The organism is Sphingomonas sp. OTU376, assembly GCF_038440415.1.
Taxonomy (GTDB): Bacteria; Pseudomonadota; Alphaproteobacteria; order Sphingomonadales; family Sphingomonadaceae; genus Sphingomonas; species Sphingomonas kyeonggiensis_A.
The window spans coordinates 143,476-169,835 of sequence record NZ_JASATQ010000001.1 but is presented as its reverse complement, the minus strand read 5'-3'; the positions used below and the strand labels follow the sequence as shown (position 1 = coordinate 169,835).

Sequence of the window (26,360 nt, the reverse complement as noted above, 5' to 3'; positions counted from 1 at the left end):
CATCCAACGCTCCCCCGGCGATATCGCTTGAGGCGCGTTGGACCCTGAAACAAGTTCAGGGTGACGCGGGAACTTGGCTGAGGGCGAAATGACCCAACCCCTCGCCAGCACCACCGCCCTCGTAAAAACCTTCGACGCCACCACCGCGCTCGACGGTGTCTCCATGGCGATCGAGCCCGGCCGCATCACCGGCCTGGTCGGGCCGGACGGCGCGGGCAAGACCACGCTCATCCGCATCCTCGCCGGACTGATGGCGCCCACTTCGGGGACTGTTTCGGTCCTGGGGGGTAAGCCGGGGGAAAAGCTCGAAACGCTCGGCTATATGCCCCAGCGTTTCGGGCTCTACGAAGACCTCTCCGTCCTCGAGAACCTCAAACTATACGCCGAAGTGCGCGGGCTGCCCCGAAGCGAGCAGCAGAATAGTTTCGACAGGCTGCTCGCGTTCACCGATCTCGCCCGTTTCCAGGACCGGCTGGCCGGCAAGCTGTCGGGCGGCATGAAGCAGAAACTGGGGCTTGCCTGTGCCTTGGTGAAGACTCCCAAGGTGTTGCTGCTCGACGAGCCCGGGGTCGGCGTCGATCCGATCAGCCGGCGCGAGCTTTGGGCTATGGTGGGGGATCTTACCGAACAGGGCATCGGCGTGCTCTGGTCGACCGCCTATCTCGACGAGGCGGAGAAGTGCGACACCGTCTATTTGCTCAATGAAGGCAAGCTGTTGTTCGACGGTCCTCCCGCCGAGCTCACCGGCCATGTGCGGGACCGGGTGATCCGGGTGAGCGGCTTCGAGGCGCGCCGCCGCCAGTTCCTCACCCGCGCGCTCGACCGCGACGATGTGATCGACGGCACGATCCAGGGTCGTTCGGTCCGCCTGCTGGTCGCCGACGGCAAGCCGGTGCCCGATGCGCAGGCGCTTTCAGCCGGACCAGACACCAAGGTGGACACCGCCGACCCGCGCTTCGAGGACGGCTTCATCGAGCGGCTGGGCGGCGGGCCCAAGGGCACTTCCGCTCTCGCCGAACGCTACCGGACGATCCCCGAGACCACGGACTGCGCGATCGAGGCGAACGGGCTCACCAAGGTCTTCGGCGCGTTCACCGCGGCCAGGGATATGAACTTCCGCATCCCAAGGGGACAGATATTCGGTCTGCTCGGACCCAATGGCGCTGGCAAGTCGACCACCTTCAAGATGCTCTGCGGGCTACTTTCGCCAACTTCGGGGACTGGTGCGGTCGCCGGCAAGTCCCTCCGCAAGTCCGCCGCCGCCGCCCGGGCGTCGCTGGGCTATATGGCCCAGAAATTCTCCCTCTATGGCGACCTCTCGATCCGCCAGAATCTCGATTTCTTTGCAGGGGCTTACGACCTGCCGCGCGACAAGGCGCAGCGTGCGATCGAGGCGATGATCGAGATATTCGAGCTGCACGACAAGCTCGACGTCAACGCCGGCACCTTGCCTCTGGGCTTCAAGCAGCGCCTGGCGCTGGCCTGCGCGGTGATGCACGAGCCCCCGGTGCTCTTCCTCGACGAACCCACCTCGGGCGTCGATCCGGTGACGCGCCGGGAATTCTGGATGCACATCAATGGTTTGGTCGAGAAGGGGGTGACCGTATTGGTCACCACCCACTTCATGGACGAAGCCGAATATTGCGACCGCGCGACCCTGATCTACCGCGCCGAGCAGATCGCCACCGGCACCCCGGACGAGCTCAAGGCCGAAGCCGCCCGCCTCACCGGTGCCCCCGATCCGACGATGGAGGATGCCTTCATCGCCCTGATCGAGGCGTTCGACCGCAAGCGCGAGGCGCGCGAGGCCGCATGAGGTTCCGCTTCGATCTCAGGCGCTTGGCCGCATTGGTCCGCAAGGAGGCCGCGCAGATCCTGCGCGATCCGTCGACCTTCCTGATCGCCTTCGTGCTGCCGATGATCCTGCTCTTCCTGTTCGGCTATGCCGTATCGCTCGACAGCACCCGCACCCGCGTCGGCCTGGTGATCCAGGACAGCAGCGCACCCGCGCTCCGCCTAGCGCAAGCCTATAGGAACTCGCGCTATTTCGAAGTGACCGAGGCCCGCACGGTGGCGCAGGTGCGCGACAAGCTGGTCGATGGCGAGCTTCGCGCGCTGATCGTCATCCCCCAGGATTTCGGCGCCGGGATCAAGCGCGGGCACATGCCGCCGATCCAGATCGTCACCGACGGCTCCCAGCCCAATACCGCCAATTTCGCAGCGGCTTACGGGGAGGGCGTGCGGGCGAGCTGGGCCGCGGCCGAAGGACTGGAGCGCAATCCCGGTGCCCGCGAGGCCCCGGTGATCGTCTCGGCGCGCTACTGGTACAACCCTGAACTCAAGAGCAAATTCTTCCTCGTTCCCGGTTCGATCGCCAATGTCATGACCATGGTCGGCACCTTGCTGACCGCGCTGGTGGTCGCCCGTGAATGGGAGCGGGGCACCATGGAAGCGATGATGGCCACGCCGATCTCCATGGCCGAGTTCATCGCCTCCAAGGTCATCCCCTATTTCTTCCTGGCGCAGGCCTCGATGACGCTCTGCGCGGTGATCGGGGTTTGGGTGTTCGGGGTGCCGTTCCGCGGCTCGATCTTCGCGCTCTACGCCATTTCCTCGGCGTTCCTGATGCCTGCGCTGGGCCTCGGCCTGTTCATCTCGGCGGCGACCAAGAACCAGTTCGTCGCCAGCCAGGTGGCGCTGCTCTCGGCCTTCCTCCCCACCTTCCTGCTCTCGGGCTTCATCTTCGAGATCGGCTCGATGCCCTGGCCGATCCAGGCGCTGACCTATATCGTCCCCGCGCGCTACCTGATCCCCAGCCTCGAGACGGTGTTCCTCGCCGGCGACCAATGGGGGCTGCTGCTGCCCAATATCGGCATCATGCTGTTGTTCGGCATGGTGTTTTTTACGCTCTCCTTCCGCGTCACCCGCCGGAGCCTCGACTGATGCGCCGGCTCCTTGAAGGCGCCGGCTTGCGCCGGTTGGTCGCCATGATCGTCAAGGAGATGTGGGCGGTGCTGCGCGATCCGCAGTCGCGGCTGGTGCTGTTCGTGCCGCCGTTGATGCAGCTGTTCATCTTCACCTATGCGACCACGCTCGACGTCAAGAATGTCGATATCGGCATCCTCGATCGCAGCTCGGGCGCGCATTCGGTCGAACTGGTCCAGCGCATCGCCGGCAGCCCGAACTTCCGCCATATCAGGCGCTTGGCGACCCCCGCCGAGCTCAAATCGGCGATCGACAACCAGAAGGTGATCGCCGCCCTGGTGATCGACGAGGATTTCGACCGGCAGCTCGCCCGCGGCCGGAGCGCGACGATCGGCCTGGTGCTCGACGGCCGCCGCTCCAACGCCGCCCAGATCGTCACCGGCTATATCACCAATATCGCCGGCACCCTGGGCGCCGAGCTCGCTCCGCCCCAGCTGCGCGGGGCAGCGGGCGGCAGCGTGGTGACCAACTGGTACAACCCGGCGCTCGACTATATCTGGTTCACCTTACCCTCGCTGGTCGCGATCATCACCTCGGTGGCGGGGCTTGCCGTCACTTCGCAATCGGTCGCGCGCGAGCGGGAACTGGGCACGTTCGACCAGCTGATGGTCTCGCCGCTGCGCGTCCATGAGATCCTGATCGGCAAGATGGTGCCGCCCTTCATCATCGGCATGATCAACGGCAGCGTCTATCTGGTGGTTGCGCCCCTGGTCTTCGGCGTGCCCTTCACCGGATCGCTGCTGCTCTTCTTCCTGTCGCTCGGCATGTACCTGCTCGCGCTGATCGGGCTGGGCATGCTGATCTCCGCAGCCTCGCAGACCCAGCAACAGGCGTTCCTCGGCGTGTTCCTCGTCACCACGCCGCTGATCCTGCTTTCCGGCTATGCCAGCCCGATCGACAACATGCCGGACTGGCTGCAGACGATCACCTATCTCGATCCCGCCCGCTATTTCCTTACCATCGTCCAGGGGCTGTTCCTCAAGGCGATGCCGGCGGCGGCGGTGTTCCACCAGCTCTGGCCGCTGGCGCTGATCGCCTGCGTGACGCTTTCCGCCTCGGCCTGGCTCTTCCGTGCGCGCATGGAGTAACAAGATGACCCGTTCGCTCCCGCTGTTCCTGCTGCCGATGCTGCTGGCTTCCGCCTGCACGGTCGGCCCGGACTATCATGCGCCCGAGACAAAGGCCGCGCCCGACTGGCTTGAGGCAGGCGCGCCCGGCCAGGTCGATCTGCAATGGTGGGACCGGTTCGGCGATCCCCAACTCTCGGCGCTGGTCCGGCGCGCAGTGACCTCCAGCCCCGACCTCCGGGAAGCCCAGGCCCGGCTGGCCGAGGCCCGCGCCAATCGCGAGGCGATCGCCGGCGGCCGCCTGCCCAGCGTCACTGCCAAGGGCTCGGCGACCGAGAATGTGCTGAGCAACAATGGCCAGCTGCCGATCGGCAACATCCCGTTCCCCGGCTTCTCGCGCGATTTCCCGCTCTACGACCTCGGCTTCGATGCGAGCTGGGAAGTCGATCTCTGGGGCCGCCGCACTCGCCAGATGCAAGGCGCAACCGCGCGCGAGGAAAGCGCCGAATATGCCCGGCGCGATGTGATGCTCACGCTGATCGCCGAAGTCGTCCGCGGTTATATGGACCTGCGCGCCGCCCAGGCCGATGGCGCTACCGCCGAGGCGCAGGCCTCCTCGGATGCCGAGCTCGCGCGTCTCACAAAGCTCCGCTTCGACCATGGCGAAGCCTCGCGGCTCGAGCTCGACCGGGCCGACAGCGCCGCCAGGGCGAGTGCGGCAGCCGTGCCCAACGCCCGCGCCCAGGCCAGCGCCGCCGCCTATCGCATCGCCACTCTGGCCGGCGTGCCGCCCGAGCAGCTGGTGCCGGAATTGCGAATGGCGGGTCCGTTGCCGGCCAGCCCCGACGCGATCCTGATCGGCCTGCGCTCCCAGTTGCTCGAGCGGCGCCCCGATGTCCGCCGCGCCGAACGCGAGCTTGCGGCGGCGACCGCCGATATCGGTGTCGCCACCGCTGATCTCTTCCCGCGCTTCAGCCTGCTCGGCAGCATCGGCCAGCAGGCGCGCAAGCCCGGCGATCTCGTCTCGGGCGATTCCTTCCGGCTCCAGATCGGGCCGAGCTTCTCCTGGCCGATCTTCCAGGGCGGCACGATCCGCGCCCAGATCCGCGCCGCCGATGCCCGCGCGGATGCCGCTGCGGCGCGTTACGAAAAGGCCGTGGTCGGCGCGCTCTCGGACAGCGAGGCGGCGATCAACCGCTTCCTCAACGCCCGCGCCGCCGCGGAGGACGCCGCGGTGTCGCTGGAACGCGAGCAGAGTGCGTTCTCGCTTGCCCAGAAACGCGCGGATCGCGGCGAGGACGATCGGCTGACGCTCGAACGTGCCCGGCAGTCGCTGCTCGCCGCCACCCGCCGCGACCAGCAGGCCCGCGCCGCCAAGGCGCAGGCGGCGACCGCGCTCTACAAGGCGCTCGGCGGCGGCTGGAGCTGAGCGCGCCCGGAAAGCTAGCAATGTAGGATTTCGCCTGCTCCAGCTGGCGGTTGCAGGCCGGCTTCCTTCCCTTCGCAGATCGCGTTTGCCCGGCGCAGCAGCGCAAGATCGGTCGGGCAGATCTAGACGGCCGGCACGCGAATTTCGAAACACGTCCCGGTTTCCGCCGTTCCCAGCGCGATCGTGCCGCCATGCGAGGCGAGCAGCGAGCGCGCGATCGGCAGGCCCAGGCCGGTACCCCCGGCGGCGCGGCGGCTGGTGAAGAAGGGCTCGAAGATGCGCGCGCGATCGGCCTCGGGAATGCCGGGGCCGTCATCGGCGATGGTCAGCAGGATCTCGCCATCCGCCTGCATCGCCGCCATCCGAACCCGAGTTGCGCCGGCCTGGCGGCTGTTCTCGACCAGACTCTCGACGATCGCCTCCAGCATGGTGCTGGGCAGCGCGGCGCGGGGCAGGGCCTCGGGCAGGTCGAGCGTGATCGCCAGTCCGCGATCTGTCCAGGCATCGGCGATCCGGCGCAGCGGCAGGGCGACATCGGTGGCGGCGTCCGCATCGGCCTCGGCCATGTCCGCCCGCGCCAGTTCCAGCAAGCGAGTGACCAGCTGGGCCAGGCGATCCGCATCGGCGCCGGCATTGGCGAGGAAGCGGCGGCGGTCCGCCTCGTCCATGTCGGCATGATGGTCTTCGAGGATCTCGATCGCGCCGCGAATGCCGGCGAGCGGAGTCTTGAACTCGTGGCTCACCGCATGGGCGAAGTCGCGCAGATAGCGCGAACGCCGGTCGATGGCGTCCGCCATCGTCGCGAAATCGCTGTAGAGCGCCTGGATCTCGATCGCGGCGGTACGCGGCGCCTCGGGCACGGTGCCGCCGCCGCGCGCCACGTCGCGGGTCGCCTGGCTCAATATCTCGATCGGCCGCGCGATGCCGCGCGAGAGCAGGCCGCTCAATACCACCAGGGTCGCGAAGATCGCGCCGATGCCGAACAGGATCTTGCCGCGATCCTCGTAAAGGCCGCGGAACAGCGCGCGTGGTGAGCGGGAGAGCAGCAATACCGCGACCATCTTGCCGTTCACCAGCACCGGCCGGGCATGGTGGATGCGCAGGCCCGAGGCGCGGCTCAGCCATTCAAAGGCATATTCGGGACGATAGTCGCCGCGCCGGCGCAGCATCGTTTGGGGGTGGCCGGCACGCGCCGAGGCCAGCTCGGGCAGGCCGGCCAGGCTCTTGCCCGCATCCTTGCCGATCAGGATGCGGCCATCGGGGGCGAGCAGCAGGATCGAGGCGAGCGTGCCGTCCGCCGTCGTCTCTACCAGCGGTGCGAGCCGGGCGGCGGCGGCGAGCGCATCGGGGTTGGCGCTGCCGGGCACGGCCACCGGTTCGGGACGCTCGGGGCCAGGGGCGTTGCCCAGGTCGATGGTCGAGAGCGGCCCGCCCGCCATCCCGCGCGAGGCGCGGGGCGGCTCGCGGATCAGCTCGGGGCCGCTCGATCCCGGCCATTCGGCGCTGGCAACTGCCGCCAGGGCCGTCCCTTGCGCGATCAGCTCCGCCTCGGTCTGGCGGACCAGCGTGTTCTCGTAGACGCGCAGGAACAGCGCGCCGACGCCGGGCAGCGCCGCCACGAACACGAAGGTGACGAGCAGGATCGTCCGCAGCCGCAGCCGCGGCCAGAAGCGCCGGATCGGCGCCTTGATCGCTTCGGTCAGCCTTCCGAACATGCGCCGATGCGATAGCCGATGCCGGGGCGCGTCTCGATCAGGTCCTGCGCGCCCGCCTGGGCGAACTTGGCGCGCATGTTGCGGATATGGCTGTCGATCGTACGGTCGGTCAGCGCGAAGCCGGGGCCGCGCAGCCGGTCGATCAGCGCGTCGCGGCTGAACACCTTGGAGGGCATGCCCGCCAAGGTGCGGAGAATGCCGAACTCGGTGACGGTAAGCGGCACCGGCGCGCCTGCCCAGCGCGCTTCCCAGCTCTCGGTATCGAGGGCCAGCCTGCCATGGCGGATCGGCGGGGCGGCGCGAGCGACATCGGGCGCGTGGGCGGCGGTGCGACGGAGCACCGCCATCACCCGGGCAACCACTTCGCGAGGGGAGAAGGGCTTGGTGACATAATCGTCCGCGCCCAGCTCGATGCCGATGATCCGGTCGATCTCGTCGTCGCGCGAGGAGAGGAACAGGATCGGCAGCCCGCCCTCGGCGCGCAGGCGGCGGCAGACCTCCAGCCCATCCATGCGCGGCATGTTGATGTCGAGCACGATCAGATCGGGCGCCTGGGTCTCGGCGATCTTCAGCGCCTCCTCGCCATCGGCTGCCTCGAGCGTCTCGAGCCCGGCCTTGGCGAGGGCGAAGACGAGCAGCTGGCGGATATGGGGATCGTCATCGGCGACAAGGATGGTGCGGGGCATGGGGCATTGGATCATCGCGACGCTGCTCCGGTCAATGGCGGAGTGGCATTGGCCGTGGCGTTGGCGACCGCGGCCTCGGTGGCCCGGGCTGCGGCTTCGGCTGCGTTGGCGGCGGTTGCCGGGGCTGGTTCGGGGGCGCTCGGCGGGGCGGGCAGCTGGATCGAGCCGTCGCAGTCGCGGAAAGCACCGGGCGGCAGGGCTGCGGGCTTGGGCGGGTTGGCGCCGAGCATGTGGCGGGCAGTGGCCAGCCGCTGGGCACCGCGCCAGGTCCAGCTACGCCAGTCGGCCTGGGCGTCGGCGAGCATCCGGAATTGAAGGTCGCGGACGAAGCGCACCCGGTCGCGGAAGCCGGGCTGGAGCGGGCGGCGCTCGAGCTCGACCAGCGAAACCAGCGACGAGGAACCGCTGCGCGACAGGTAGCAGAGGTCCAGTTCCACCCCGCGTCCGCCGACTTCGCGGGCATGGCGGACATTCCAGGCGGCGGCACTGGCGTCGAGGTCGACCACGCTCGCGGTGCTCAGCACCAGCGCGGCCATCAGCGCATTGGCGTTGATCAGCCAGGCGGCGCTCTTGCCCGCAAGCATCCGCCAGCAGATCAGCGCCAGCCCGATCGCCACCAGCCCCATCCAGGCCAGCGCGGCGATGCGGAAAGCAGTGAGCGAATAGGCCTCGACATAGTCGAGCGTGCGCAGGATCGACGAGGCGACCAGCAACAGGTTCTGCGCCACCCACAGCACTACCAGCCGCCGGATCGCGGGGTTGGCGGCGCTCGCCGAGCCGGGCCGCAGCGCGACCAGCACGAACAATCCGGCGAGCAGCGCCGTGGCGATCAGCGGATAGGCGCCGCGATGGGCATAGTCCGCCAGCGTCATCCCCTTGGGTAGCGCCGCGCCGCTCCATAGAAAGGCAAGGTCGAGCCCGTTCTGGACCGCGAACACCAGGTTGAAGAGCATCAGCGACAGGAGCAGCGACGCGACAGGGAGGCTCGGTAGCGGCATTCCGGTGCGCGGCAGCAATGTGGTGACACGCGTCGCCCAGCGCGACGGGCGCAGGCTCGGCCAGACCACCACCAAGGTCATGCCCCAGAAGACCACTTCGCCGAACCAGGGCAGGCGGACCTGGCCCAGCGTCTCGGCGATGATCGGGTTGGCGCTGGCGAACAAGGCGACGAACAGGCCGGTCATCGCCAGCGGTAGGACGAGCAACGTCAGCAGGTTCGACGGAGTGCGCCCGCCGCGCTGCGGGCGCCGGCGCGAGAGGCGGGCCAGGTCGAGCAACGGGGTAAGCGGGCCGCTCAATCCATGCGCGAGCAGGCGCAGGCCCCAGCGTCCGGCATCGTCGAACCGCCCGATTCGCGGCATCAGCGCGGCGATCGACAGCGCGCTCCAGAACAATGCCCAGCCGAGCGGCCACGGATCATAGGCCAGCACCAGCGCGAAGCCGGCCGCGATTGCCAGGGCGATCAGGCTCGCGGGGCGGCGCAGCGCCGGGCGGACGGCGAGCAGCAGGCCGATCCAGCCGAGCGCCAGCCCGCCGAACCAGGATCCCATCTCGCCGTTCAGCAGCAGCTGGTCGGCGGCGACGATCAGCAGGATCGCGGCGGGGATCTTGAGCAGGAAAAGGTAACGATGCGCCATGCGGGTCTCCCAGGTTCGGGGGTGCTGATCGCGCATCGCCGTCCAGCCCGGATGCCGAAGCCGGTGGAGAGGCTGTGCAGATAGTGTGCAGGGCGATAGAGGCGCCCGACCATGACTCAGCTTCCCGCCCTTGGCTTCGATTTCGGCACCACCAATTCCGTCGCGGCGCTCGCTGTCGATGGCCGCTCCGAGCTGGTCCAGCTTGCCGGACCGGAGCGTGCCGATCCGGTGTTCCGATCGGCCCTGTGCTTCTGGCAGGACGAGGATGTGCGCGGCGGGCTGGCGGTGGCTGCCGGCCCTTGGGCGATCGCCGAATATCTCGAGTTCCCGGAGGGCAGCCGCTTCCTCCAGTCGTTCAAGTCGGTCGCGGCGAGCGCGAGTTTCGAGCATGCGATCGTCTTCGAAAAGCGCCTGCGCTTCGAGGAGCTGGGCCGCACCTTTCTCGGGCTGATGGCGGCACGGGCGGGCGGCGCGCTGGACGGTGGCGCACGCCGCGTCGTGGTCGGCCGGCCGGTCGAATATGCCGGCAGCCGGCCCGACGACGCGCTGGCCCGCCAGCGCTATGACATGATGTTCGCCGGCTTCGGGGCCGAGATCCATTATGTCTATGAGCCGCTGGGCGCCGCGTTCAGCTATGCCTCGCGGATCGAGGAGCCGGCGACGGTGCTGGTCGCCGATTTCGGCGGCGGCACCAGCGATTTCTCGGTGGTGCGGATCGAGGCACCGGGCGCGGCGCGGCGCTGCGTGCCGCTGGCCCATGCCGGCGTCGGCATCGCCGGAGACCGGTTCGACCAGCGAATCGTCGAGCATCTGGTGCTGCCGCTGCTCGGCAAGGGCGGCAGCTATCGCTCGTTCGACAAGGTCCTCGACATCCCCGGCGGCTGGTTCACCGACTTTTCGGACTGGTCGCGCCTCGCGCTGATGCGCAACCGCAAGACGCTGGCCGAGCTCGAGAAGCTCAAGCGCGCCGCGCTCGATCCCGAGGCGATCGGGCGGATGATCGCGGTGATCGAAGGCGAGCTCGGCTATCAGCTCTACCACGCGATCGGCGCGCTCAAGCGGGCGCTCTCCTCGGACGAGGCGGCGCACTTCCATTTCGAGGGCGGTGAGCTGGCGATCGAGGCCGATGTGACCCGCGCCGAGTTCGAGGACTGGATCGCGCCCGATATCGCCCGGATCGAAGCGGCGGTGGACCGCGCGCTGACCATGGCCGGCACCGAGCCCCAGGCGATCGACCGGGTGTTCCTGACCGGCGGCACCTCGCTGACCCCGCGTGTCCGCCGGCTGTTCGCCGAGCGCTTCGGCACCGAGAAGCTGGCGATGGGCGGCGAGCTCACCTCGATCGCGCATGGCCTGGCGCTGATCGGGCAGGAGCCGGACATCGCCGCCTGGACGGCGTGATCCAACATCCCGGGCGACGGCGACTCGCCAAAGTACACGAAGTACAGGCCAGGAGCGGGTTTTCCGGCCCGCAATTTTGACCTTGTCTACGGGAACGCGCCGCATCCCGCACGATCGTTGCGCGCGGCGGATCCTATCTTTCCCGCAGCTCCAAGGAGCGGCTGACCCCGGGTCGGCCGCGCAAGCCGAGCAGGCGAAATCCTACATTGCAAGGCTCGCCCACCCCCGAATCTTCGCTTTCAATCTTTCCAAGCTCTTGCTTGTATGCTTTAGCGCTAATTCTGCTTTGGGAATCCAGGGCGGCGACAAGCAGAATGGAGAGGGCGCGCGTGGTCACGGGATCGATTTCGGAAGAAGCAGGCGCAAAATCGGGCTGGATGCCGGCCAAGGGCGCCAGCGCGCAGGAAATCGATGCACTGGTGACGCGGGTGCTCGCCGAGCTGACCCTCGACGAGAAGGTCACGATGATGTCCGGCAAGGGCTTCTTCGATGCGCTCGCCGAGGACGATCGGATCTGGGGCGCGCGGCCCTATCGCGCCGGCGGCGGCGCCGAGCGGCTGGGCATCCCGCCGCTGATGTTCACCGATGGTCCGCGTGGCGTCACCCGGGTCGGCTCCACCTGCTTCCCCTGCACCATGGCGCGCGGCGCCACCTTCGATGCGGCGCTGGAGCGGCGCGTCGGCGAAGTGATGGGCGTGGAGGCGCGCGCGCAGGATTGCAGCTTCTCGGGCGCGGTCTGCATCAACCTGCTGCGCCACCCCGCCTGGGGCCGCGCGCAGGAGACCTATGGCGAGGATCCCTGGCATCTCGGCGTGATGGGCGCTGCGATGGGCACCGGCATCCAGGCGCATAACGTGATCGCCACGGTGAAGCATTTCGCGCTGAACTCCATGGAAAACGCACGCTTCAAGGTGAACGTGACCGCCGACGAGCGCGCGATGCACGAAGTCTATCTGCCGCACTTCAGGCATTGCCTCGACGCCGGCGTGGCGACGGTGATGACCGCATACAACAAGGTGAATGGCGAGTTCTGCGGCCAGAGCCGCGCGCTGCTGACCGATGTGCTGCGCGGCGAATGGGGCTTTGAAGGGTTCGTCCATTCGGACTGGGTGCGCGGCGTCCACAAGGTGTACGGCGCCGCCGCCGGGCTCGACGTGGAGAATCCCGAGCCGCTTGTGTTCGGCGAGAAGCTGGTCGCCGCGGTCGAGGCCGGGACGATCGAGCCCGAGGTGATCGACCAGGCATGCCGCCGCATCCTCACCACCCAGTTCCGCTTCGCCGCGCAGGAAGACCCGCTGGAGGATTACTCGAAGGACCTGATCGCGCAGGACAGCCATCGTGCGCTGGCCCGCGAAGTGGCCGAGAAATGCGCGGTGCTGCTCGAGAATGACGGGACCCTGCCGCTCGATCGCGCCAAGGTGCGCAAGCTCGCGGTGCTGGGTAGCCTCGCCGATATGGAGAATACCGGCGACAACGGATCGAGCCGGGTGCGCACGCCCTATGTCATCACCCCGCTCCAGGGCCTGCGCGCGCTGCTTGGTGACGATGCCGTGGCCTATGCCAGCGGCGAGGACCTGGGTGCCGCGACGCAGCTGGCGCGCGAGGCCGATGCCGTGGTCGTGGTCGCCGGCTTCACTGCCAAGGAAGAAGGCGAGTACATCATCGGCGACATCGCGCTCGGCGCCGATGGCAAGCCGGGCCGTCCGAGCATCTCGAAGGAGCCGATCGGCGGCGACCGGTTGTCGCTGGGCCTGCCCGAAGCGCAGGTCGCGCTGATCCGCGCGGCGGCGGCGAGCGGCAAGCCGGTGGTCGTCGTGTTGGTCGTCGGCTCGGCCGTACTGGTCGAGGAATGGCGCGAGGATGCCAGCGCGATCCTGATGAGCTTCTATGCCGGCATGGAAGGCGGTCATGCGCTGGCCAGCCTGTTGTTCGGCGAGGTCAGCCCCTCGGGCAAGCTGCCCTTCACCGTGGCGCGCGATGCGGGGGACTATCCGTTCTTCGATCGCGATGCCGATGCGATCGAGTATGATCGCTGGCATGGCTATACCAAGCTCGACCGCGACCAGGTGACGCCGCGCTACGCCTTCGGCCATGGCCTGTCCTATGCGCGCTTCGCCTATCGTGGGCTTACCGCGCGTGCGGTGGATGGTGCGATCGAAGTTTCGGTCGCGGTGCGCAATGACGGCGAGATGGCCGCCGAGGAAGTCGTGCAATGCTATATCGGCGCACCGGGCATCGACGCCGAGCAGCCTCTCAAGCTGCTCCGCGCCTTCGACCGTGTCGCGCTGGCGCCGGGCGAGACCGGGATCGTGCAGCTATTCGTCAGCCTCGAGAGTCTCTGCTGGCGCGATCCGGCGACGCATGGCTGGCGGCTGGAGGCAGGCGACTATCGCGTGCTGGTCGGCGGTGCGTCCGACCAGCTGATCGAGACGCGCGTTACGCTCTGATCTCGGCCAGCCAGCGATCGACGATGCGGGCAGTGGTGATGCTGTCCGCCGCGTCGAGGCCGGGCTGGGCGAACTCGCGGCTGCCCGACCGGATCGCCCGGTTCGCGGCTTCGAACTGGAAGCTGTAGAGGTGGCGCGGTTCCTCGACCGCAAAGTCCTCGCGGCTGCCGTCCGGGCGGATCAGGCGCATGGTGTTCACCCCACCGGTCTTGCCGCCGGCGAACCAGAACTGATCGACCTCGAGCCGGCCGGTGGTACCCATCACATGCAGCACATTCTCCTGGCGCACGCTGATCGAACAGGAGAGATCGGCGGTGATCCCGCCGGGGAAGCGGAGCAGCGCCGAGGTCCATTCATCGACACCGCTCGGGCCGATATGGCCGATTGCCCGGATCATATTGGGCATCGGGATGGCACCGCCGGTCCGGGCACCGGCGATCAGCCCGGCCATCGATACCGGATAGCCGGCCAGGTCGAGGATCGCGCCGCCGCCGAGCTCGGGCTTGAACAGCCGGTGGCCGGCCCGCGCTTCCTCGGGCACCGCGAAGCCGAAGCTCGAGCGGATCATCCGGATCGCGCCGATCGCGTCGGCGCGGATCAGCTCGGCGATGCGGCTGGCGAGCGGGTGGAAGCGGTACATGAAGGCTTCGCCGAGGAAGGTGCCGGCGGTGCGGGCGGCGATGAACATCGCTTCGGTCTCGGCGGCGCAGACGCCCATCGGCTTCTCGCACAGCACATGCTTGCCGGCCTGCGCGGCGGCGATCGCCCAGTGCGCGTGATGGCTGTGCGGGGTGGCGATGTAGATCGCGTCGATCCCGGGATCGGCGATCAGCGCCTCATAGCCGGTGACGACGCGGATGCCGGGGAAATGCGCGGCGAGCTCGGGCCGGTTCGGGTTGCGGGTGCCGAGCGCGGCGATCGTCCCGGTGGTCGAGCCCGCGGCACCTGCCAGGAAGTCGCGGGCGATGTTGCCGGGGCCGAGGATGCCCCAGCGCACGGGTGCGGCGCTCATGCCTGGGCCTCCTGGTGCGCCTTCAATGCGGCGAGCGCGTCGACGGCGTAGCGATGATCCTCCTCCTGGGCGAGGCCGCTGATCGCGACCGCGCCGATCACCCCGGTGCCGGCGATCCGGATCGGCACCGCCCCGCCGGCGGCGACATGGGTGCCAAGGTTCAGGCCGAAGCGATCGAAAGCGCCCGGCGGCGCGGCATCGAACTTCAGGCGCATCGCATAGCTGGAACGCTCGAAGCGCATCACCAGCGCGATCTTGCGGTCGATCCAGCCGAGATTGTCGGCCGTGGCGCCGGGCAGCAGCGCGCTGAACAGCTTTGTGCCGGCGCGGCGGATCTCGATCGCGATCGGGGCACTGGCTGCCGCCCCGCGCTTGCGCAGATGGCAGCCGAGCCACCAGGCGTCGTCGGCGTCGAAGCGCTGCAGCAGGAGTGATTGCTCCTCGCGGTCGATTGCTTCCAGCTCCATTGCCCGCTCTCCGATTATGATTTAATTTAGCGCTAAATCTACCAGGTCCCGATCAATGTCAAATAGCGGAGAGGCACGCACATGACGACGATTTCCAAGGCGCCCCCGGGGGCCAATCCCGCGCACGGACCGTTCCGCCCGCTGCTGCCGGGGCAGGTATCGCAGGTGCGGATCATAAACCGCGACGGCAGCGAGGACCGGCTGGTGCTGGAGGCTGACCGGCTGCTCGAAGCGCCGAACTGGACGCCCGATGGCAGCGCGCTGATCGTCAATGGCGGAGGGCATCTGTTCCGCCTGAAGCTGGCGGGTGCGCCCGAGCTGGAGCCGATCGCGATCCACGGCATCGACGATGCCAACAACGACCATCTGCTCTCGCCCGATGGCCGGACGCTCTACATCACGGCCGCGCGCAAGGTGCATGCGGTGCCGGTGACCGGCGGCACGCCGCGCCAGGTGAGTCCGGAGGATGGTCTCGCCTATTATCTCCACGGCATCGCGCCCGATGGCAGCGAGCTCGCCTGTGCGACGATCCGGCCGGGCGACACGCTGCACTGGGGCATCGCGATCGTGCCCGAAGCCGGCGGCCCGGCGCGGCAATTGCTCGAAGGACCGGCGCCGGTCGACGGGCCCGAATGGTCGCCCGATGGCGCGTGGATCTGGTTCAATGGCGAGCTGGAAGCCAGCGTGCCCGGCGATGCCAGCCTGTTCCGGATGCGGCCCGATGGCAGCGAGATCGAGCGGCGGAGCGAAGGCAATCGGGTCGACTGGTTCCCGCATCCCGATCCCGCCGGCGAGACGATCGCCTATATCAGCTTCCCCGAGGGGACGGAGGGGCATCCGCCCAATTTGCCGGTCGAGCTGCGGACGATGCCGGCCGAGGGCGGCGCGGTGCGGACGATTGCCCGCTTCTTTGGCGGGCAGGGATCGATCAACGTCAACAGCTGGTCGCCGGATGGGGAATGGCTGGCCTATGTGGCGTATCCGGTGGGGTAGGGTGCTTCAGTTGGGTCGAAGTCCGAAACCGGCAGTCTGCTCTCGGCCCAGTTGCGGACGTTCGCCGCTTCGCTACAATCACGGCTGCGTGGGGAGAGTTGCCGTGTTTTGGAGGAAGTCGCAGAAGGAAGCCAACCACGGTCTCGCGGGGCGGTGGGCTGTTGATCCGACCGACGCGACGACGATTGGAGAGCTTGGCGACGCTGTCCTTCAGTTCGATCCCGACGGCAGGCTCACCTACACAATCAGGTTACCGGACAAAGACCAGATTATGCTGCTGACCTACCGGGTTCAGGGCAACATAATCATTACCGATCAGCCATCCCACCCGGACGAGCAGAGGAGCGAGTTCGAGGTCACCGAGGACAAGCTGATGGTTGCGTTCGGCGGGCAGCGATCTCATTTCGTACGGCTCTAACGTCAGCTTCTCACCCAAAGTCGGCCGTTCAGTATCGGGCCTAAAGTAGCCATTGGGGCTTCACCCCCTTGTTCCCCGGCGAAGGCCGGGGCCCAGTCTCGGCGCAGCTGGAGAGGGCAGTCGAACCTCTCGAACGACGTGGCAACTGGGCCCCGGCCTTCGCCGGGGAGCAGGGTTTCCCTTAGACGCCGATGCCATCCAGCAGCCCGAGCAGGCGGATTGCCGTCTCGATCTGCCCACCATCCCCGGTGCCTTCGGTCAGCCGCACGTGCAGCGCTCGCCACGAGGCGCGAAGGCCGCCTTCGTAGCGCGGGAGCGCGGTGCGGGTGCCGGTGGCGTCGAACAGGCGGACTTCGGCCGGGGTGGAGACGGCGATGTCGTTGATGACGATCTCGCGCCGCAGCGTGCGGGAGACGGTTTCCAGCGCATAGCGGGTGCGGAAGCTGCGCCGGGCGCTGACCCGGGTGCCGTTCCAGCTATCGGCGCTGTCGATCACCAGCGCGATCTCGTTCGGGGTGTTCGCGAGCAGGCGCAGGCCCTCGGCGCGGCAGCCGAGCGTGTCGAGCAGCATCAGCAGCTCGAACAGCGCGGCGCGCAGTGGGCCGGTGGTTTCGGCGGCGGCATCGACGATCAGCGGCACGTCGTCCGCCTGGGCGCGAATGCTCTCCAGCGCCGCTTCGGGCAGCGCGGCAGAGGCGGCAAGCGCCAGCCCGATCGGGCGGCTTGTAGCGACGAGGCTGCGCAGCGCTCCCGCCGAGGCGAGGCCGGGCTCGACTATCATCACCGCGCCTGCGCCGGTATCGCCCAGGGCGTCGCCGCGAAGGGTGTGGACGTCCGCGCCCGCCGCATCGATCACGAAGCGATTGGGCAGGGTGGCGAGCACGGCCTGCTGGTCGGCCGGCGTCACATGGAGCTGCTTCACGACACGATCTCCATCACTTCGGCCGCGGCATCGGCAAGGTCGAGCGCGAAGGCGAGATCCTCGACCGCGACATCGAACGGCGTGTCGAGCGGTACGCCGCGCGTCACCACGTCATGCAGGTGGCGCCACTGCGCGGCGTAGCCGTTGTCGGCATGGCTGAACCCATAGCTGCCGCGCGCATCGCTGAGCGTCGCGCGGCCCGAGCCGGCGGAGATGTAGGACGGGCCGAAATCGACATGGAGCCGGCGCTCGGCGTTCGATGCCTCGAAGCTCCAGGAGGGCGGCCATTGGCCGGGCATCACTGCGAGCAGCTCGGCGATCTGGTCGCCATTCCGCATCAGCACCGAATAGCCGAAGGGCGGATGGCGGCGCGCCTCCACCACTTCGCCGAGCTGCGGATAGAGCCGCCGGATCAGCGGGACGTGGTGGATGGCGAGGCCGAGGATGGTCTGGCGCAGGCGCTCGCGCTGGAACTCGGGCGGCTGCTCGGCGGGTGGTGCCGGCGGCGGCGGGGAGGGGAAGGCTTCCTCGGTCGCCGCGCTCACGAACTGGGCGTTGGGCGGCACGAAGATCGCCGAGCGGATACGGGTGGCGCGCTGGCCCTCGGCTTCCCAGGCGGCGAGCCCGGCGCGGAAGCCCGGATCATACCAGTGCATCGTGCCGACCAGCACGGTCATGTCGGTCTCGGCGACGACGCGGCCGACTTCTTCCGCCTGTTCGCGGCTGACCGCGAGCGGCTTCTCGACCAGAGCGGCGCGCTTGCCGGCGCGCGCGGCGGCGACGAGCTGCTCGGCATGGAAGGCATGCGGGCTGCAGATCGCGACCACGTCTATCGCCGGATCCTCGATCACCGATGCGGCATCGGTGACACCGATGGCGTCGCAGCGCGCCGCGACGATGTCTGCCACCTCTGCGTTGACGTCCATCACCTTTCCGACCCGCCACAGCTCGGGCATCCGGGCCAGCGTCGGCAGGTGGATCGCCTGGGTGACGGGGCCGGCGCCGAGGAAGCCGATGGTCAGCGGCGCGCTCATGCGAGCGGGGTCCAGCCGGAGCGCTCGGCGCTGGCCTGCACCGCCGTCTCGACGAAGCGCATCGTGCGCACGCCGTCCTCGATGCCGGGCAGGACGGTGCCGATCAGCGCGGTGTCGCCGTCGATCGCCTTGGCGAAGTCGCGATACTGGACCGCGAAGCCGGCAAGGATCGAGCCGCCGAAGCCGGGCGGCAGCGGCTCGCGGACCAGCAGGCCGGGCGACATCGGGCTGAGCAGCGACACCGCGCCGTCGGCCGCGACGAAGCGCAGCGTCTCGGGCGCCTCGGCATGCCAGTGGAGCGCGCCCTTCTCGCCGAACACCTGCAGCGTGAAGCCGAGGCGCTCGCCGACCGCCACCTGCGACGAAGCCAGCACGCCCGAGGCGCCGCCGGCGAAACGCATCAGGATATTGGCGTCGTCATCGAGCGCGCGGCCGGGGACGTGCGTGCGGACATCGGCGACGATCTCGCTGACCGTGTCGCCGGTGACATATTCGGCAAGGTGGAAGGCATGGGTGCCGATGTCCGAGATGCAGCCGCCCACGCCCGAGCGCGACGGATCCATCCGCCAGGCGGCGCGGGGATTGCCGGCCTGCTCCAGCGCGTTCGCCAGCCAGCCCTGGTTGAAGGTGACGACCACCTTGCGCACCGCGCCGATCATGCCCGCGGCAATGCGGGCGCGGGCCTCGCGGATGATCGGGAAGCCCGAATAGGTGAAGGTGAGCGCGTAGAGGCTGGTGCCGGCGGCGAGCGCGTCGCGCAGCTGTTCGGCTTCGGCGAGCGTCGCGGTGGCGGGCTTGTCCGACATCACATGGAGCCCGGCCTCGATCGCGGCCAGCGCGGCAGGCAGGTGGAGATGGTTGGGGGTGGCGATCGCCAGCACCTGGATGCCGTCGGGGCGGGCAGCTTCCGCGGCGATCATCTCGGCGTGGCCGGCATAGCAGCGATCGGGCGCCACGCCGTAATTCGCTCCTGCTGCGCGCGCGCGCTCGGGGTCGCTGGAAAAGGCGCCGGCGACCAGTTCGAACCGCCCGCTCAGCTGCGCGCCCAGCTGATGCATCGGGCCGATGAAGGAGCCGATGCCGCCGCCCACCATGCCCAGCCTGATCTTCGCCATCACGCGACTCTCCCATCTATGTGTTCTGATTAAGTTTAGCGCTAAACTAGAATGGGAAACTTTGTCAACCGTGGCGGGGCTAGCTTGTTGTGATACAGAGGTCGGAAACAGGGTCGCGATGCCAACCGGGAATCAGGAACGGAGCAGGATGGCGCGGCGACGCGGCAGTACAGGCGTAACAATCCAGGCGGTGGCGGAGCGTGCCGGCACCTCGACGATGACGGTGTCGAATTTCCTCAACGGCACCGGCAAGATGGGCGAGGCGACGCGGGAGCGGGTGCGCGAGGCGGTCGACGCGCTCGGCTACAAGCCCAATGCGGCGGCGCGCGCGCTGGCGAGCTCGGGCGCCGCGCGGATCGGGCTGGTCTATGCCAATCCCCAGAATGCGTTCCTCAGCGCGATGCTTGTCGGTACCCTGCATGCGGCGGCGACGCGCGGAGCGCAGCTGATGGTCCAGCATGGCGGCAACGCCGCCGACTATGAGACGCTGGCCGAATCGCTGCGCGCGCTGGTGCGCAGCGGGGCCAACGCGCTGCTGCTGCCGCCGCCCTATTCGGAAGTCGTCGCCGGGCGGCCGATCCTGGCCGAGCTCGGCGTGCCGGTCGCGGTGGTGGCGGCCGGCCGGCCGATGCCGGGCATGGTCACGGTGCGGGTCGATGATCGCGCGGCGGCGCAGGTGATGACCAATCTGCTGATCGAGCAGGGGCATCGCCGGATCGGCTTTATCGGCGGCCCGGAGAGCCACGGCTCCACGGCGGGCCGGCGCCAGGGCTATCGCGATGCGTTGCGCGCGCACGGGCTGGCCGAAGAGCCCGAGCTGATGGTCGATGGCGACTTCACCTTCGAATCGGCATTGGATGCCGGCGAGCAGCTGCTCGAGCTTCCCAACCCGCCGAGCGCGATCTTCGCGGCGAATGACGACATGGCCGCCGCGGTCATCTCGCTCGCGCACCGGCGTGGCCTGCGCATTCCCGAGAAGCTGGCCATTGCCGGGTTCGACGATACGCCGATCGCGGTGAAGTCCTGGCCGCCGCTGACCACGATCCGCCAGCCGATCGCCGAGATGGCCGAGCGGGCGACGCTGGCGCTGGTCACGCGACTCGCGGGCGGCGACTCGGCCGGGGACGACGATGTGCTGGTCGATTTCACGCTGGTCGAGCGGGGAACTACGGGCTTTCTTCCCGATCGCGAATAGGTCCAGGCTGCCGCGCCCGGAGCCGGGATGCGGCCAAAATGGCACAATCCGGACAGTGAATGCCCAATCCGCATTGGGCAATGCATTCCACCATTGACAATGGCGTTGGAAAGTTTCAGCACAGGCTAGATTTAGCGCTAAGGCAACTTGCCGAAGCGACTGAACGGGAGCTTGGTCGCACGGTCGCGTCGCTCCTTAGGAGAACAAGGCGAGCCGCATAGCGGTCGCTGCTGTGGGAGGAACTGATGAGCGTCTCTAACATGAAGCTTAAGTGCGGCATCAGCGCTACGGCCCTGGTCGCGGCGGCTATGCTGCTGCCGGGCACGGCGTTCGCGCAGGAAGCTGCCGCACCGGCCGAGGCCACGCAGGAAGCGCCCGCCGCCGACATCTCTTCGGAAGGCGAGATCATCGTCACCGCGAACAAGCGCAGCGAGCGCCTGGTCGAAGTGCCGGTCGCCGTCACCGCGGTCAGCGCCGATACGCTGTCGAGCGCGCAGATCAACGACACCGCCAGCCTCACCCGCGCGGTGCCGTCGCTCCAGTTCCAGCAGGGCAACAACCCGGGCAACAGTGGCTTCCGCATCCGCGGCGTCGGCACCCAGCTGTTCAGCCTCGGCGTTGAATCGGCCGTCGCGGTCGTGGTCGACGGCGTGGTCGCGCCGCGCCAGGCCCAGGGCTTCAGCGATCTCGCCGATCTCGAGCGCGTCGAAGTGCTGCGCGGCCCGCAGGGCACGCTGTTCGGCAAGAACGCGACCGCCGGCGTGATCAACATCATCACCGCACGCCCGTCCAAGACCTTTGGCGGCAATGTCGAGGCGACGATCGCCGAGCACAACGAGTATCGCGTGAAGGGGTCGATCAGCGGCCCGATCAGCGACACGCTGCGCGCCCGGGTGAGCGGCTTCTACAACCATATCGGCGGCTACATCTACAACGCCGCCCAGGACAAGATGGTCAACGGCAACGAAAGCTGGGGCGCGCGCGGCAAGCTCGAATGGGATGCCGCTTCGAATCTCACCTTCCTGCTGACCGGCGACTATCGCGAGAACAACGCCGATTGCTGCTCGCGCGTGCCCGTCTCGATCGTAACCCCGGCGATGAAGACGCTGCTCGGCTCCTCGGTGGTCGCTTCCCCCGAGAACCGCACCATCTCGAACGACGATCTGAGCTACTACCACACCAAGTCGTCGGTGGTGTCGCTGCAGGGCGACTGGGACCTCGGCGCGGCGACGCTGACCTCGATCACTGCCTGGCAATATTATCGCCAGAACGACCAGTTCGAGCCCGACCAGATCGCGTCGAACCCGGTGCGCTATGTCGGCGCCTTCCCCTATTCGCAGTGGAACAACAACTCCACGCACCTGGGCTACAACAACTATTCGCAGGAGCTGCGCCTCGGCTCGAACGGCAGCCGCGACTTCACCTATGTCGTCGGCGCCTTCTACAACCATCTCGATCTCGACCGCTCGCTGGCGCGCCGTCGCCTGCGCTGCGCCGCCGGCACGCTGGGCCAGCCCTGCACCCAGACCAGCGCCGACTCCTCGGGCTTCGAGGGCAATTTCAAGAGCGACAACTATGCGCTGTTCGGCCAGGTCGACTGGCGCGTGGCGGGCGGACTGCATGTGATCGCCGGCCTGCGCGGCCAGTATGAGAAGCAGACCGTCACCGGCCGCGTCTTCGGCCCGCTGGTCGCCGGCGACGCGCTGTTCCCCGGCATCACCGTCAACAGCGGCACCCGTTCGCGCGACGACACCGCGCTCACCGGCAAGGCGGGCCTGCGCTACGAGTTCAACCGCAACCTGCAGGTCTATGGCAGCTATACGCGCGGCTATAAGGCCTTCGCGCTCGACATCGACGCGCAGACCCGGTTCGACACGCAGAACGGGATCGCGCCGGAGCATGTCGATGCCTATGAACTCGGCGCCAAGTGGATCGCGCCGGGCGGCAAGTTCGACATCAACGCGGCACTTTTCCGCTCGGACTTCACCAATCTGCAGATCCAGTCGCTGGTGAGCGATCCGGCCGCGGGCACGTTCATCACCGTGCTCGGCAATGCCGGCAAGTCGCGTTCGCAGGGCTTTGAGGTGGAAGCGAACTTCCATCCTTCGAGCGAGCTTTCGATCGCCGCGAACTTCACGCTGGTCGATGCCACGATCGACGTGCCGGGGCAGAGCTGCCCGATCCAGACGGTGTCGACCGGCACCTATGCGTCGAACTTCCCGGTCAACCAATGCTATGTCCGCAGCACCACGGTGAACGGCACGACGACGCTGTCGAGCGCGATCATCGACGTGGTCGGCGGCAACCTGCCCGCCACCCCGCGCTACCGCGTCGGCGTCTCGCCGCGCTACGAGCATGACTTTGGCGGCATCGCCGGCTTCGCCCAGGTCAGCCTGAACTATCAGAGCAAGACCGGGTTCGCGCTCAACCAGGACCCGCTGCTCACCCAGCAAGGCTATGCGATCGTCGACGCGAGCGTGGGCATCCACACCAGCGACAACAAATATGGGCTGACGGTGTTCGTTCGCAACCTGTTCGACCAGACCTATTATACCCAGCTCAACCATGGGACGATCCTGGCGAATGCCGCGAACCCCTATGACCTGTGGGCCAATGTCAGCAAGGACGCCGACCGTTACTTCGGCGCGACCTTCAGCGCCCGCTTCTAAGAGCCCCTCCTATCGGGCGGACCGTCCCCTCCGGTCCGCCCACCCTTTTGTTTCTATCCCGCGTGACTGAGGACTGGCCGATGCTTCCCTTCGCCCTCCTCCTGCTTGCCGCCCAGGCGGCGCCGGCGATCCCCGCCGCGGCTGCCCCCGCCGAGCGCCCGCGCGTGATCGTGCTCAGCGACATCGGCAACGAGCCCGACGATTCGGAATCGCTCGTCCGCTTCCTGCTCTACACCGACAGCTTCGACGTCGAGGGGCTGGTCGCCACCACCTCGGTCTGGCAGCGCGACAAGGTCCAGCCGCAGCTGATGCGCGAACGGATCGATGCGTATGAAACCGTGCGGCCGAACCTGCTGCGCCACTCGCCGACCTACCCCACCGCCGATGCGCTGCGCGCCGTGCTGCGCTCGGGTCAGCCGAGCTATGGCATGGCCGGGGTCGGCAGGGGCAAGGACAGCGCGGCCTCCCAGCTGATCGTCCAGGCCGTGGACCGCGCCGACAAGCGCCCGGTCTGGGTGCTGCTCTGGGGCGGGGCGGTCGATCTGGCGCAGGCGCTCTGGCACGTCCGCGCCACCCGCAGCCCGGCGCAGGTGCAGACGTTCCTCAAGAAGCTGCGCGTCTATTCGATCTCCGACCAGGATGATGCCGGTCCCTGGGCGCGGCGGAATTTCCCGTCGCTGTTCTGGATCGCCAGCATCCATGGCTGGGGCCAGTACAATATGGCGACCTGGGCCGGCATCTCGAGCGACCGGCGCAATGCCGAGCAATGGCCCGATCGCGAGATGGTCACCGATGGCTGGCTGTCGCAGCATATCCGGCGGGGGCCGCTCGGCGCGCGCTACCCGCTGCCCGAATTCATCATGGAAGGCGATACGCCCTCCTTCCTGCACCTGATCCCCAACGGGCTGAACGACCCCGAGCATCCCGAGCAGGGCGGCTGGGGCGGGCGCTACATGCATGCCGCGCCGGATGGCGCCGGGCCGTTCGCCGATGTGAAGGACGTCTTCACCCGCGACGGGCGCACCTGGTCGGGCAACCAGGCGTCGGTCTATCGCTGGCGTGCAGCTTTCCAGAACGACTTCGCCGCGCGGATGGCGTGGAGCGTCGATGCCGGGGCGAACCACGCGCCGGTGGTGGTGGCGCAGGGCGTGGCCGGGCTCGCGCCGGTGCGGATCGGGGCGAAGCCGGGCGAGACGGTGACGCTCGATGCCGCCGGCACAAGCGATCCCGACGGCGATGCGCTCGACTATCGTTGGTGGCAGTACCGCGAAGTGGGCGGCATTCCCGGACAGCCGGCAGTCGAGATCGCCGATGCCGGGACACCCCGTGCGCGCTTCGTCGCGCCGGCGGTCAAGGCGCCGACCGCGCTGCACCTGATCCTCGAAGTGCGCGACCGGGGCACCCCGCCGATCACTCGCTATCGCCGCGTCATCGTGGAGGTATCGCCGCAATGAAATCGTCCCGCCGCCAGCTGATCGGCGCCTTGCTCGCGACCAGCGCGCTCGCCGCCGCCACGCCGGGCCAGGCCAGCAAACGCAAGCCGCCGAACATCGTGCTGATCGTGCTCGACGACACGGGCTATTCGGATTTCGGCTGCTTCGGTTCGGAGATCCGCACGCCGAACATCGATGCGCTCGCCGCCGACGGCCTGCGCTTCAACCATTTCGAGAGCAAGGCGATCTGCACCGCGACGCGCGCGGCGCTGCTCACCGGGCGCAACAACCATAGCCTGGGCCTCGCCGACCTGCCCTCGGGCAAGTTCCAGCCGCCGGGCACCGGCAAGGATGCCGGCGACCTCGCCGCCAATGTCCAGCTGCTGCCCGAGGCGCTGCGCGCGCGCGGCTATGCGACGATGGCGATCGGCAAATGGCATCTCGCCACCGAATTCCAGGATGGCAGCCCGGGCAACAACGCGTCCTGGCCGCGCCAGCGCGGGTTCGACTATTATTACGGCTTCATCAGCGGCTGGGCCGACCAGTATCGCCCCGACCTGGTCGAGAACAACGCCAGGATCGGCAAGCCGTCCGACCCGAACTATCATTTCTCCGCCGACATCACCGATCGCGCGATCGCCAGGCTGGCCGAGAGCAAGGCGGCCTCGCCCGGGAAGCCGCGCTTCCTCTATCTTGCGTTCGGCGCCACCCATGCGCCGATCCAGGTGCCCAGGCGCTATATCGATGCGTATGCCGGTCAATATGACAAGGGCTGGGACGCCATCCGTGCCGCGCGCTTCGCCCGGCAAAAGACGATGGGAATCGTGCCGCCGGGTACGACGCTGCCGCCCGCCAATTCCGGGGACGATGCATGGGAGCCGCTCGATCCGGTAAAGAAGCGGGTCTATGCGCGGTTCATGGAAGCCTATGCCGGCTTCCTGACGCATACCGACGAGCAGATCGGCCGGCTGGTCGCGGCGCTCAAGGCGAGCGGCGACTATGACAACACGGTGTTCGTGCTGCTCTCGGACAATGGCGCCAGCGCCGAGCATGGCCAGACCGGCTCGATCGGCCAGCTCTATCCGCCCGCGCATCTCGATGCCGCCGAGCTGGCGACGCACATGCAGGATATCGGCACCGCGCAGATCGGCATGCAACGTCCCTGGGGCATGGCGAGCAACACGCCGTTCCGCCGCTACAAATCCTGGCCCAATGCCGGCGGGGTGCGCACCCCGCTGATTGTCAGCTGGCCGGGGCATCTGCCGAACAAGGGCGCGATCCGCCGCCAGCGCATCGATGCGGTCGATATCGCACCGACGCTGGTCGAGCTGGCCGGTGCGCGCTTCGATGCGGTGGTGGACGGCAAGCCGATGATCCCGGTCGCCGGCGCCTCGTTCCGCAACGCCCTGTTCTCCGCGAGCGCGCCCGATCCGCGGCCGGTGCAGTTCTTCGAGCTGCGCGGCAACCGCGCGGTGCGCGCGGGCAAGTGGCGCGCGGTGGCGATCCACAAGCTCGGCACCCCGTTCGAGCAGGATCACTGGGCGCTCTACGACACGGAAGCTGATTTCGCCGAAGCAGAAGACCTCTCGGGTCGCAATCCGAACAAGGTCTCGGAGCTCAAGGCGATATGGCAGCGGGAGGCTAGCCGGTACGGCGCCCTCCCGCTGTCCGAGGGGCCGGACTATGTCCGCAAGCTCGACCGCTACCGCGACGCGTTCCTGAAGGAGTGACGACC

The 26,360-nt window shown here is 68.2% G+C and carries 20 protein-coding genes; 12 read left to right on the top strand and 8 right to left on the bottom strand.

The genetic code is table 11. The features are described 5' to 3' along the window. Positions 1-88: 88 nt before the first annotated feature. From AAHM44_RS00890 to AAHM44_RS00875, 4 genes are read left to right on the top strand one after another with little or no spacing between them, the layout of a single operon-like run. Complete coding sequence (locus tag AAHM44_RS00890; protein WP_342248690.1) at positions 89-1,816, top strand: ATP-binding cassette domain-containing protein; 1,728 nt, start codon at positions 89-91, stop codon at positions 1,814-1,816. 32 nt (positions 1,817-1,848) lie between these two features. Next, positions 1,849-2,943 carry an ABC transporter permease gene (locus tag AAHM44_RS00885; RefSeq protein WP_446745935.1) on the top strand — a complete coding sequence of 365 codons (1,095 nt, stop codon included), beginning with the start codon at positions 1,849-1,851 and terminating at the stop codon, positions 2,941-2,943. Further along, positions 2,943-4,073 (top strand): ABC transporter permease, encoded by a 1,131-nt coding sequence (locus AAHM44_RS00880; RefSeq protein ID WP_342248689.1) that lies wholly within the window; start codon positions 2,943-2,945, stop codon positions 4,071-4,073. Before AAHM44_RS00885 ends, AAHM44_RS00880 begins: the two co-directional genes overlap by 1 nt. A 4-nt stretch (positions 4,074-4,077) precedes the next feature. Further along, a complete protein-coding gene (locus AAHM44_RS00875; RefSeq protein ID WP_342248688.1) occupies positions 4,078-5,481 on the top strand; it encodes an efflux transporter outer membrane subunit in 1,404 nt (467 codons plus the stop codon). 122 nt (positions 5,482-5,603) lie between these two features. Here the strand turns inward: AAHM44_RS00875 and AAHM44_RS00870 are convergent, their stop codons facing one another. From AAHM44_RS00870 to AAHM44_RS00860, 3 genes are read right to left on the bottom strand one after another with little or no spacing between them, the layout of a single operon-like run. Next, positions 5,604-7,196 carry a sensor histidine kinase gene (locus AAHM44_RS00870; RefSeq protein ID WP_269573202.1) on the bottom strand — a complete coding sequence of 531 codons (1,593 nt, stop codon included), beginning with the start codon at positions 7,194-7,196 and terminating at the stop codon, positions 5,604-5,606. Further along, on the bottom strand, positions 7,181-7,882 hold the full coding sequence (locus AAHM44_RS00865; RefSeq protein ID WP_342248687.1) for a response regulator transcription factor: 702 nt from the start codon (positions 7,880-7,882) through the stop codon (positions 7,181-7,183). The genes AAHM44_RS00870 and AAHM44_RS00865 overlap by 16 nt, the downstream gene beginning before the upstream one ends. A gap of 11 nt (positions 7,883-7,893) precedes the next feature. Then, the gene (locus AAHM44_RS00860; protein WP_342248686.1) at positions 7,894-9,519 is read right to left on the bottom strand and encodes a DUF4153 domain-containing protein; all 1,626 of its coding nucleotides are present in this window, start codon (positions 9,517-9,519) and stop codon (positions 7,894-7,896) included. A gap of 111 nt (positions 9,520-9,630) precedes the next feature. Here AAHM44_RS00860 and AAHM44_RS00855 point away from each other — a divergent pair, with 111 nt between their 5' ends. Both AAHM44_RS00855 and AAHM44_RS00850 read left to right on the top strand, forming a co-directional pair. Further along, positions 9,631-10,920: an Hsp70 family protein gene (locus AAHM44_RS00855; RefSeq protein WP_342248685.1), complete on the top strand. Its 1,290-nt coding sequence runs from the start codon at positions 9,631-9,633 to the stop codon at positions 10,918-10,920. Positions 10,921-11,234: 314 nt separating this feature from the next. Then, a complete protein-coding gene (locus AAHM44_RS00850; RefSeq protein ID WP_342248684.1) occupies positions 11,235-13,367 on the top strand; it encodes a beta-glucosidase in 2,133 nt (710 codons plus the stop codon). Here AAHM44_RS00850 and AAHM44_RS00845 read toward each other — a convergent pair. Both AAHM44_RS00845 and AAHM44_RS00840 read right to left on the bottom strand, forming a co-directional pair. Then, positions 13,357-14,379 carry a Gfo/Idh/MocA family protein gene (locus AAHM44_RS00845; protein WP_342248683.1) on the bottom strand — a complete coding sequence of 341 codons (1,023 nt, stop codon included), beginning with the start codon at positions 14,377-14,379 and terminating at the stop codon, positions 13,357-13,359. The genes AAHM44_RS00850 and AAHM44_RS00845 overlap by 11 nt on opposite strands. After that, positions 14,376-14,846 carry a heme-degrading domain-containing protein gene (locus tag AAHM44_RS00840; protein ID WP_342248682.1) on the bottom strand — a complete coding sequence of 157 codons (471 nt, stop codon included), beginning with the start codon at positions 14,844-14,846 and terminating at the stop codon, positions 14,376-14,378. The genes AAHM44_RS00845 and AAHM44_RS00840 overlap by 4 nt, the downstream gene beginning before the upstream one ends. A gap of 81 nt (positions 14,847-14,927) precedes the next feature. Here AAHM44_RS00840 and AAHM44_RS00835 point away from each other — a divergent pair, with 81 nt between their 5' ends. Continuing rightward, positions 14,928-15,839, top strand: a complete 912-nt coding sequence (locus AAHM44_RS00835; protein ID WP_342248681.1) for a TolB family protein — start codon at positions 14,928-14,930, stop codon at positions 15,837-15,839. 103 nt (positions 15,840-15,942) lie between these two features. Further along, positions 15,943-16,257: a hypothetical protein gene (locus tag AAHM44_RS00830; RefSeq protein ID WP_342248680.1), complete on the top strand. Its 315-nt coding sequence runs from the start codon at positions 15,943-15,945 to the stop codon at positions 16,255-16,257. A 181-nt stretch (positions 16,258-16,438) separates the two neighbouring features. On the opposite strand, the gene AAHM44_RS00825 is transcribed toward AAHM44_RS00830, so the two are convergent. From AAHM44_RS00825 to AAHM44_RS00815, 3 genes are read right to left on the bottom strand one after another with little or no spacing between them, the layout of a single operon-like run. Further along, complete coding sequence (locus AAHM44_RS00825; protein WP_342248679.1) at positions 16,439-17,179, bottom strand: hypothetical protein; 741 nt, start codon at positions 17,177-17,179, stop codon at positions 16,439-16,441. Next, on the bottom strand, positions 17,176-18,213 hold the full coding sequence (locus AAHM44_RS00820; protein ID WP_342248678.1) for a Gfo/Idh/MocA family protein: 1,038 nt from the start codon (positions 18,211-18,213) through the stop codon (positions 17,176-17,178). Before AAHM44_RS00820 ends, AAHM44_RS00825 begins: the two co-directional genes overlap by 4 nt. After that, positions 18,210-19,328 carry a Gfo/Idh/MocA family protein gene (locus AAHM44_RS00815; protein WP_342248677.1) on the bottom strand — a complete coding sequence of 373 codons (1,119 nt, stop codon included), beginning with the start codon at positions 19,326-19,328 and terminating at the stop codon, positions 18,210-18,212. The genes AAHM44_RS00820 and AAHM44_RS00815 overlap by 4 nt, the downstream gene beginning before the upstream one ends. Positions 19,329-19,476: 148 nt before the next feature. Here AAHM44_RS00815 and AAHM44_RS00810 point away from each other — a divergent pair, with 148 nt between their 5' ends. The 4 genes from AAHM44_RS00810 (at position 19,477) to AAHM44_RS00795 (ending at position 26,355) form a co-directional block, all read left to right on the top strand. Then, positions 19,477-20,523, top strand: coding sequence for a LacI family DNA-binding transcriptional regulator (locus AAHM44_RS00810; RefSeq protein ID WP_269573191.1), 1,047 nt, complete (start codon positions 19,477-19,479; stop codon positions 20,521-20,523). A gap of 245 nt (positions 20,524-20,768) precedes the next feature. After that, on the top strand, positions 20,769-23,192 hold the full coding sequence (locus AAHM44_RS00805; RefSeq protein WP_269573190.1) for a TonB-dependent receptor: 2,424 nt from the start codon (positions 20,769-20,771) through the stop codon (positions 23,190-23,192). Between the two features lie 80 nt (positions 23,193-23,272). Next, positions 23,273-24,646 (top strand): DUF1593 domain-containing protein, encoded by a 1,374-nt coding sequence (locus AAHM44_RS00800; protein WP_342248676.1) that lies wholly within the window; start codon positions 23,273-23,275, stop codon positions 24,644-24,646. Next, positions 24,643-26,355, top strand: coding sequence for an arylsulfatase (locus tag AAHM44_RS00795; RefSeq protein ID WP_342248675.1), 1,713 nt, complete (start codon positions 24,643-24,645; stop codon positions 26,353-26,355). The genes AAHM44_RS00800 and AAHM44_RS00795 overlap by 4 nt, the downstream gene beginning before the upstream one ends. Positions 26,356-26,360: the final 5 nt, after the last annotated feature.

Excerpts from the sequence above, each read along its gene's own strand:
- AAHM44_RS00890 (WP_342248690.1), top strand. The coding sequence starts at position 89 with ATGACCCAACCCCTCGCCAGCACCACCGCCCTCGTAAAAACCTTCGAC.
- AAHM44_RS00880 (WP_342248689.1), top strand. The coding sequence starts at position 2,943 with ATGCGCCGGCTCCTTGAAGGCGCCGGCTTGCGCCGGTTGGTCGCCATG.
- AAHM44_RS00875 (WP_342248688.1), top strand. The coding sequence starts at position 4,078 with ATGACCCGTTCGCTCCCGCTGTTCCTGCTGCCGATGCTGCTGGCTTCC.
- AAHM44_RS00870 (WP_269573202.1), bottom strand. The coding sequence starts at position 7,196 with ATGTTCGGAAGGCTGACCGAAGCGATCAAGGCGCCGATCCGGCGCTTC.
- AAHM44_RS00865 (WP_342248687.1), bottom strand. The coding sequence starts at position 7,882 with ATGCCCCGCACCATCCTTGTCGCCGATGACGATCCCCATATCCGCCAG.
- AAHM44_RS00860 (WP_342248686.1), bottom strand. The coding sequence starts at position 9,519 with ATGGCGCATCGTTACCTTTTCCTGCTCAAGATCCCCGCCGCGATCCTG.
- AAHM44_RS00855 (WP_342248685.1), top strand. The coding sequence starts at position 9,631 with ATGACTCAGCTTCCCGCCCTTGGCTTCGATTTCGGCACCACCAATTCC.
- AAHM44_RS00850 (WP_342248684.1), top strand. The coding sequence starts at position 11,235 with ATGGAGAGGGCGCGCGTGGTCACGGGATCGATTTCGGAAGAAGCAGGC.
- AAHM44_RS00845 (WP_342248683.1), bottom strand. The coding sequence starts at position 14,379 with ATGAGCGCCGCACCCGTGCGCTGGGGCATCCTCGGCCCCGGCAACATC.
- AAHM44_RS00840 (WP_342248682.1), bottom strand. The coding sequence starts at position 14,846 with ATGGAGCTGGAAGCAATCGACCGCGAGGAGCAATCACTCCTGCTGCAG.
- AAHM44_RS00835 (WP_342248681.1), top strand. The coding sequence starts at position 14,928 with ATGACGACGATTTCCAAGGCGCCCCCGGGGGCCAATCCCGCGCACGGA.
- AAHM44_RS00820 (WP_342248678.1), bottom strand. The coding sequence starts at position 18,213 with ATGAGCGCGCCGCTGACCATCGGCTTCCTCGGCGCCGGCCCCGTCACC.
- AAHM44_RS00815 (WP_342248677.1), bottom strand. The coding sequence starts at position 19,328 with ATGGCGAAGATCAGGCTGGGCATGGTGGGCGGCGGCATCGGCTCCTTC.
- AAHM44_RS00810 (WP_269573191.1), top strand. The coding sequence starts at position 19,477 with ATGGCGCGGCGACGCGGCAGTACAGGCGTAACAATCCAGGCGGTGGCG.
- AAHM44_RS00805 (WP_269573190.1), top strand. The coding sequence starts at position 20,769 with ATGAGCGTCTCTAACATGAAGCTTAAGTGCGGCATCAGCGCTACGGCC.
- AAHM44_RS00800 (WP_342248676.1), top strand. The coding sequence starts at position 23,273 with ATGCTTCCCTTCGCCCTCCTCCTGCTTGCCGCCCAGGCGGCGCCGGCG.
- AAHM44_RS00795 (WP_342248675.1), top strand. The coding sequence starts at position 24,643 with ATGAAATCGTCCCGCCGCCAGCTGATCGGCGCCTTGCTCGCGACCAGC.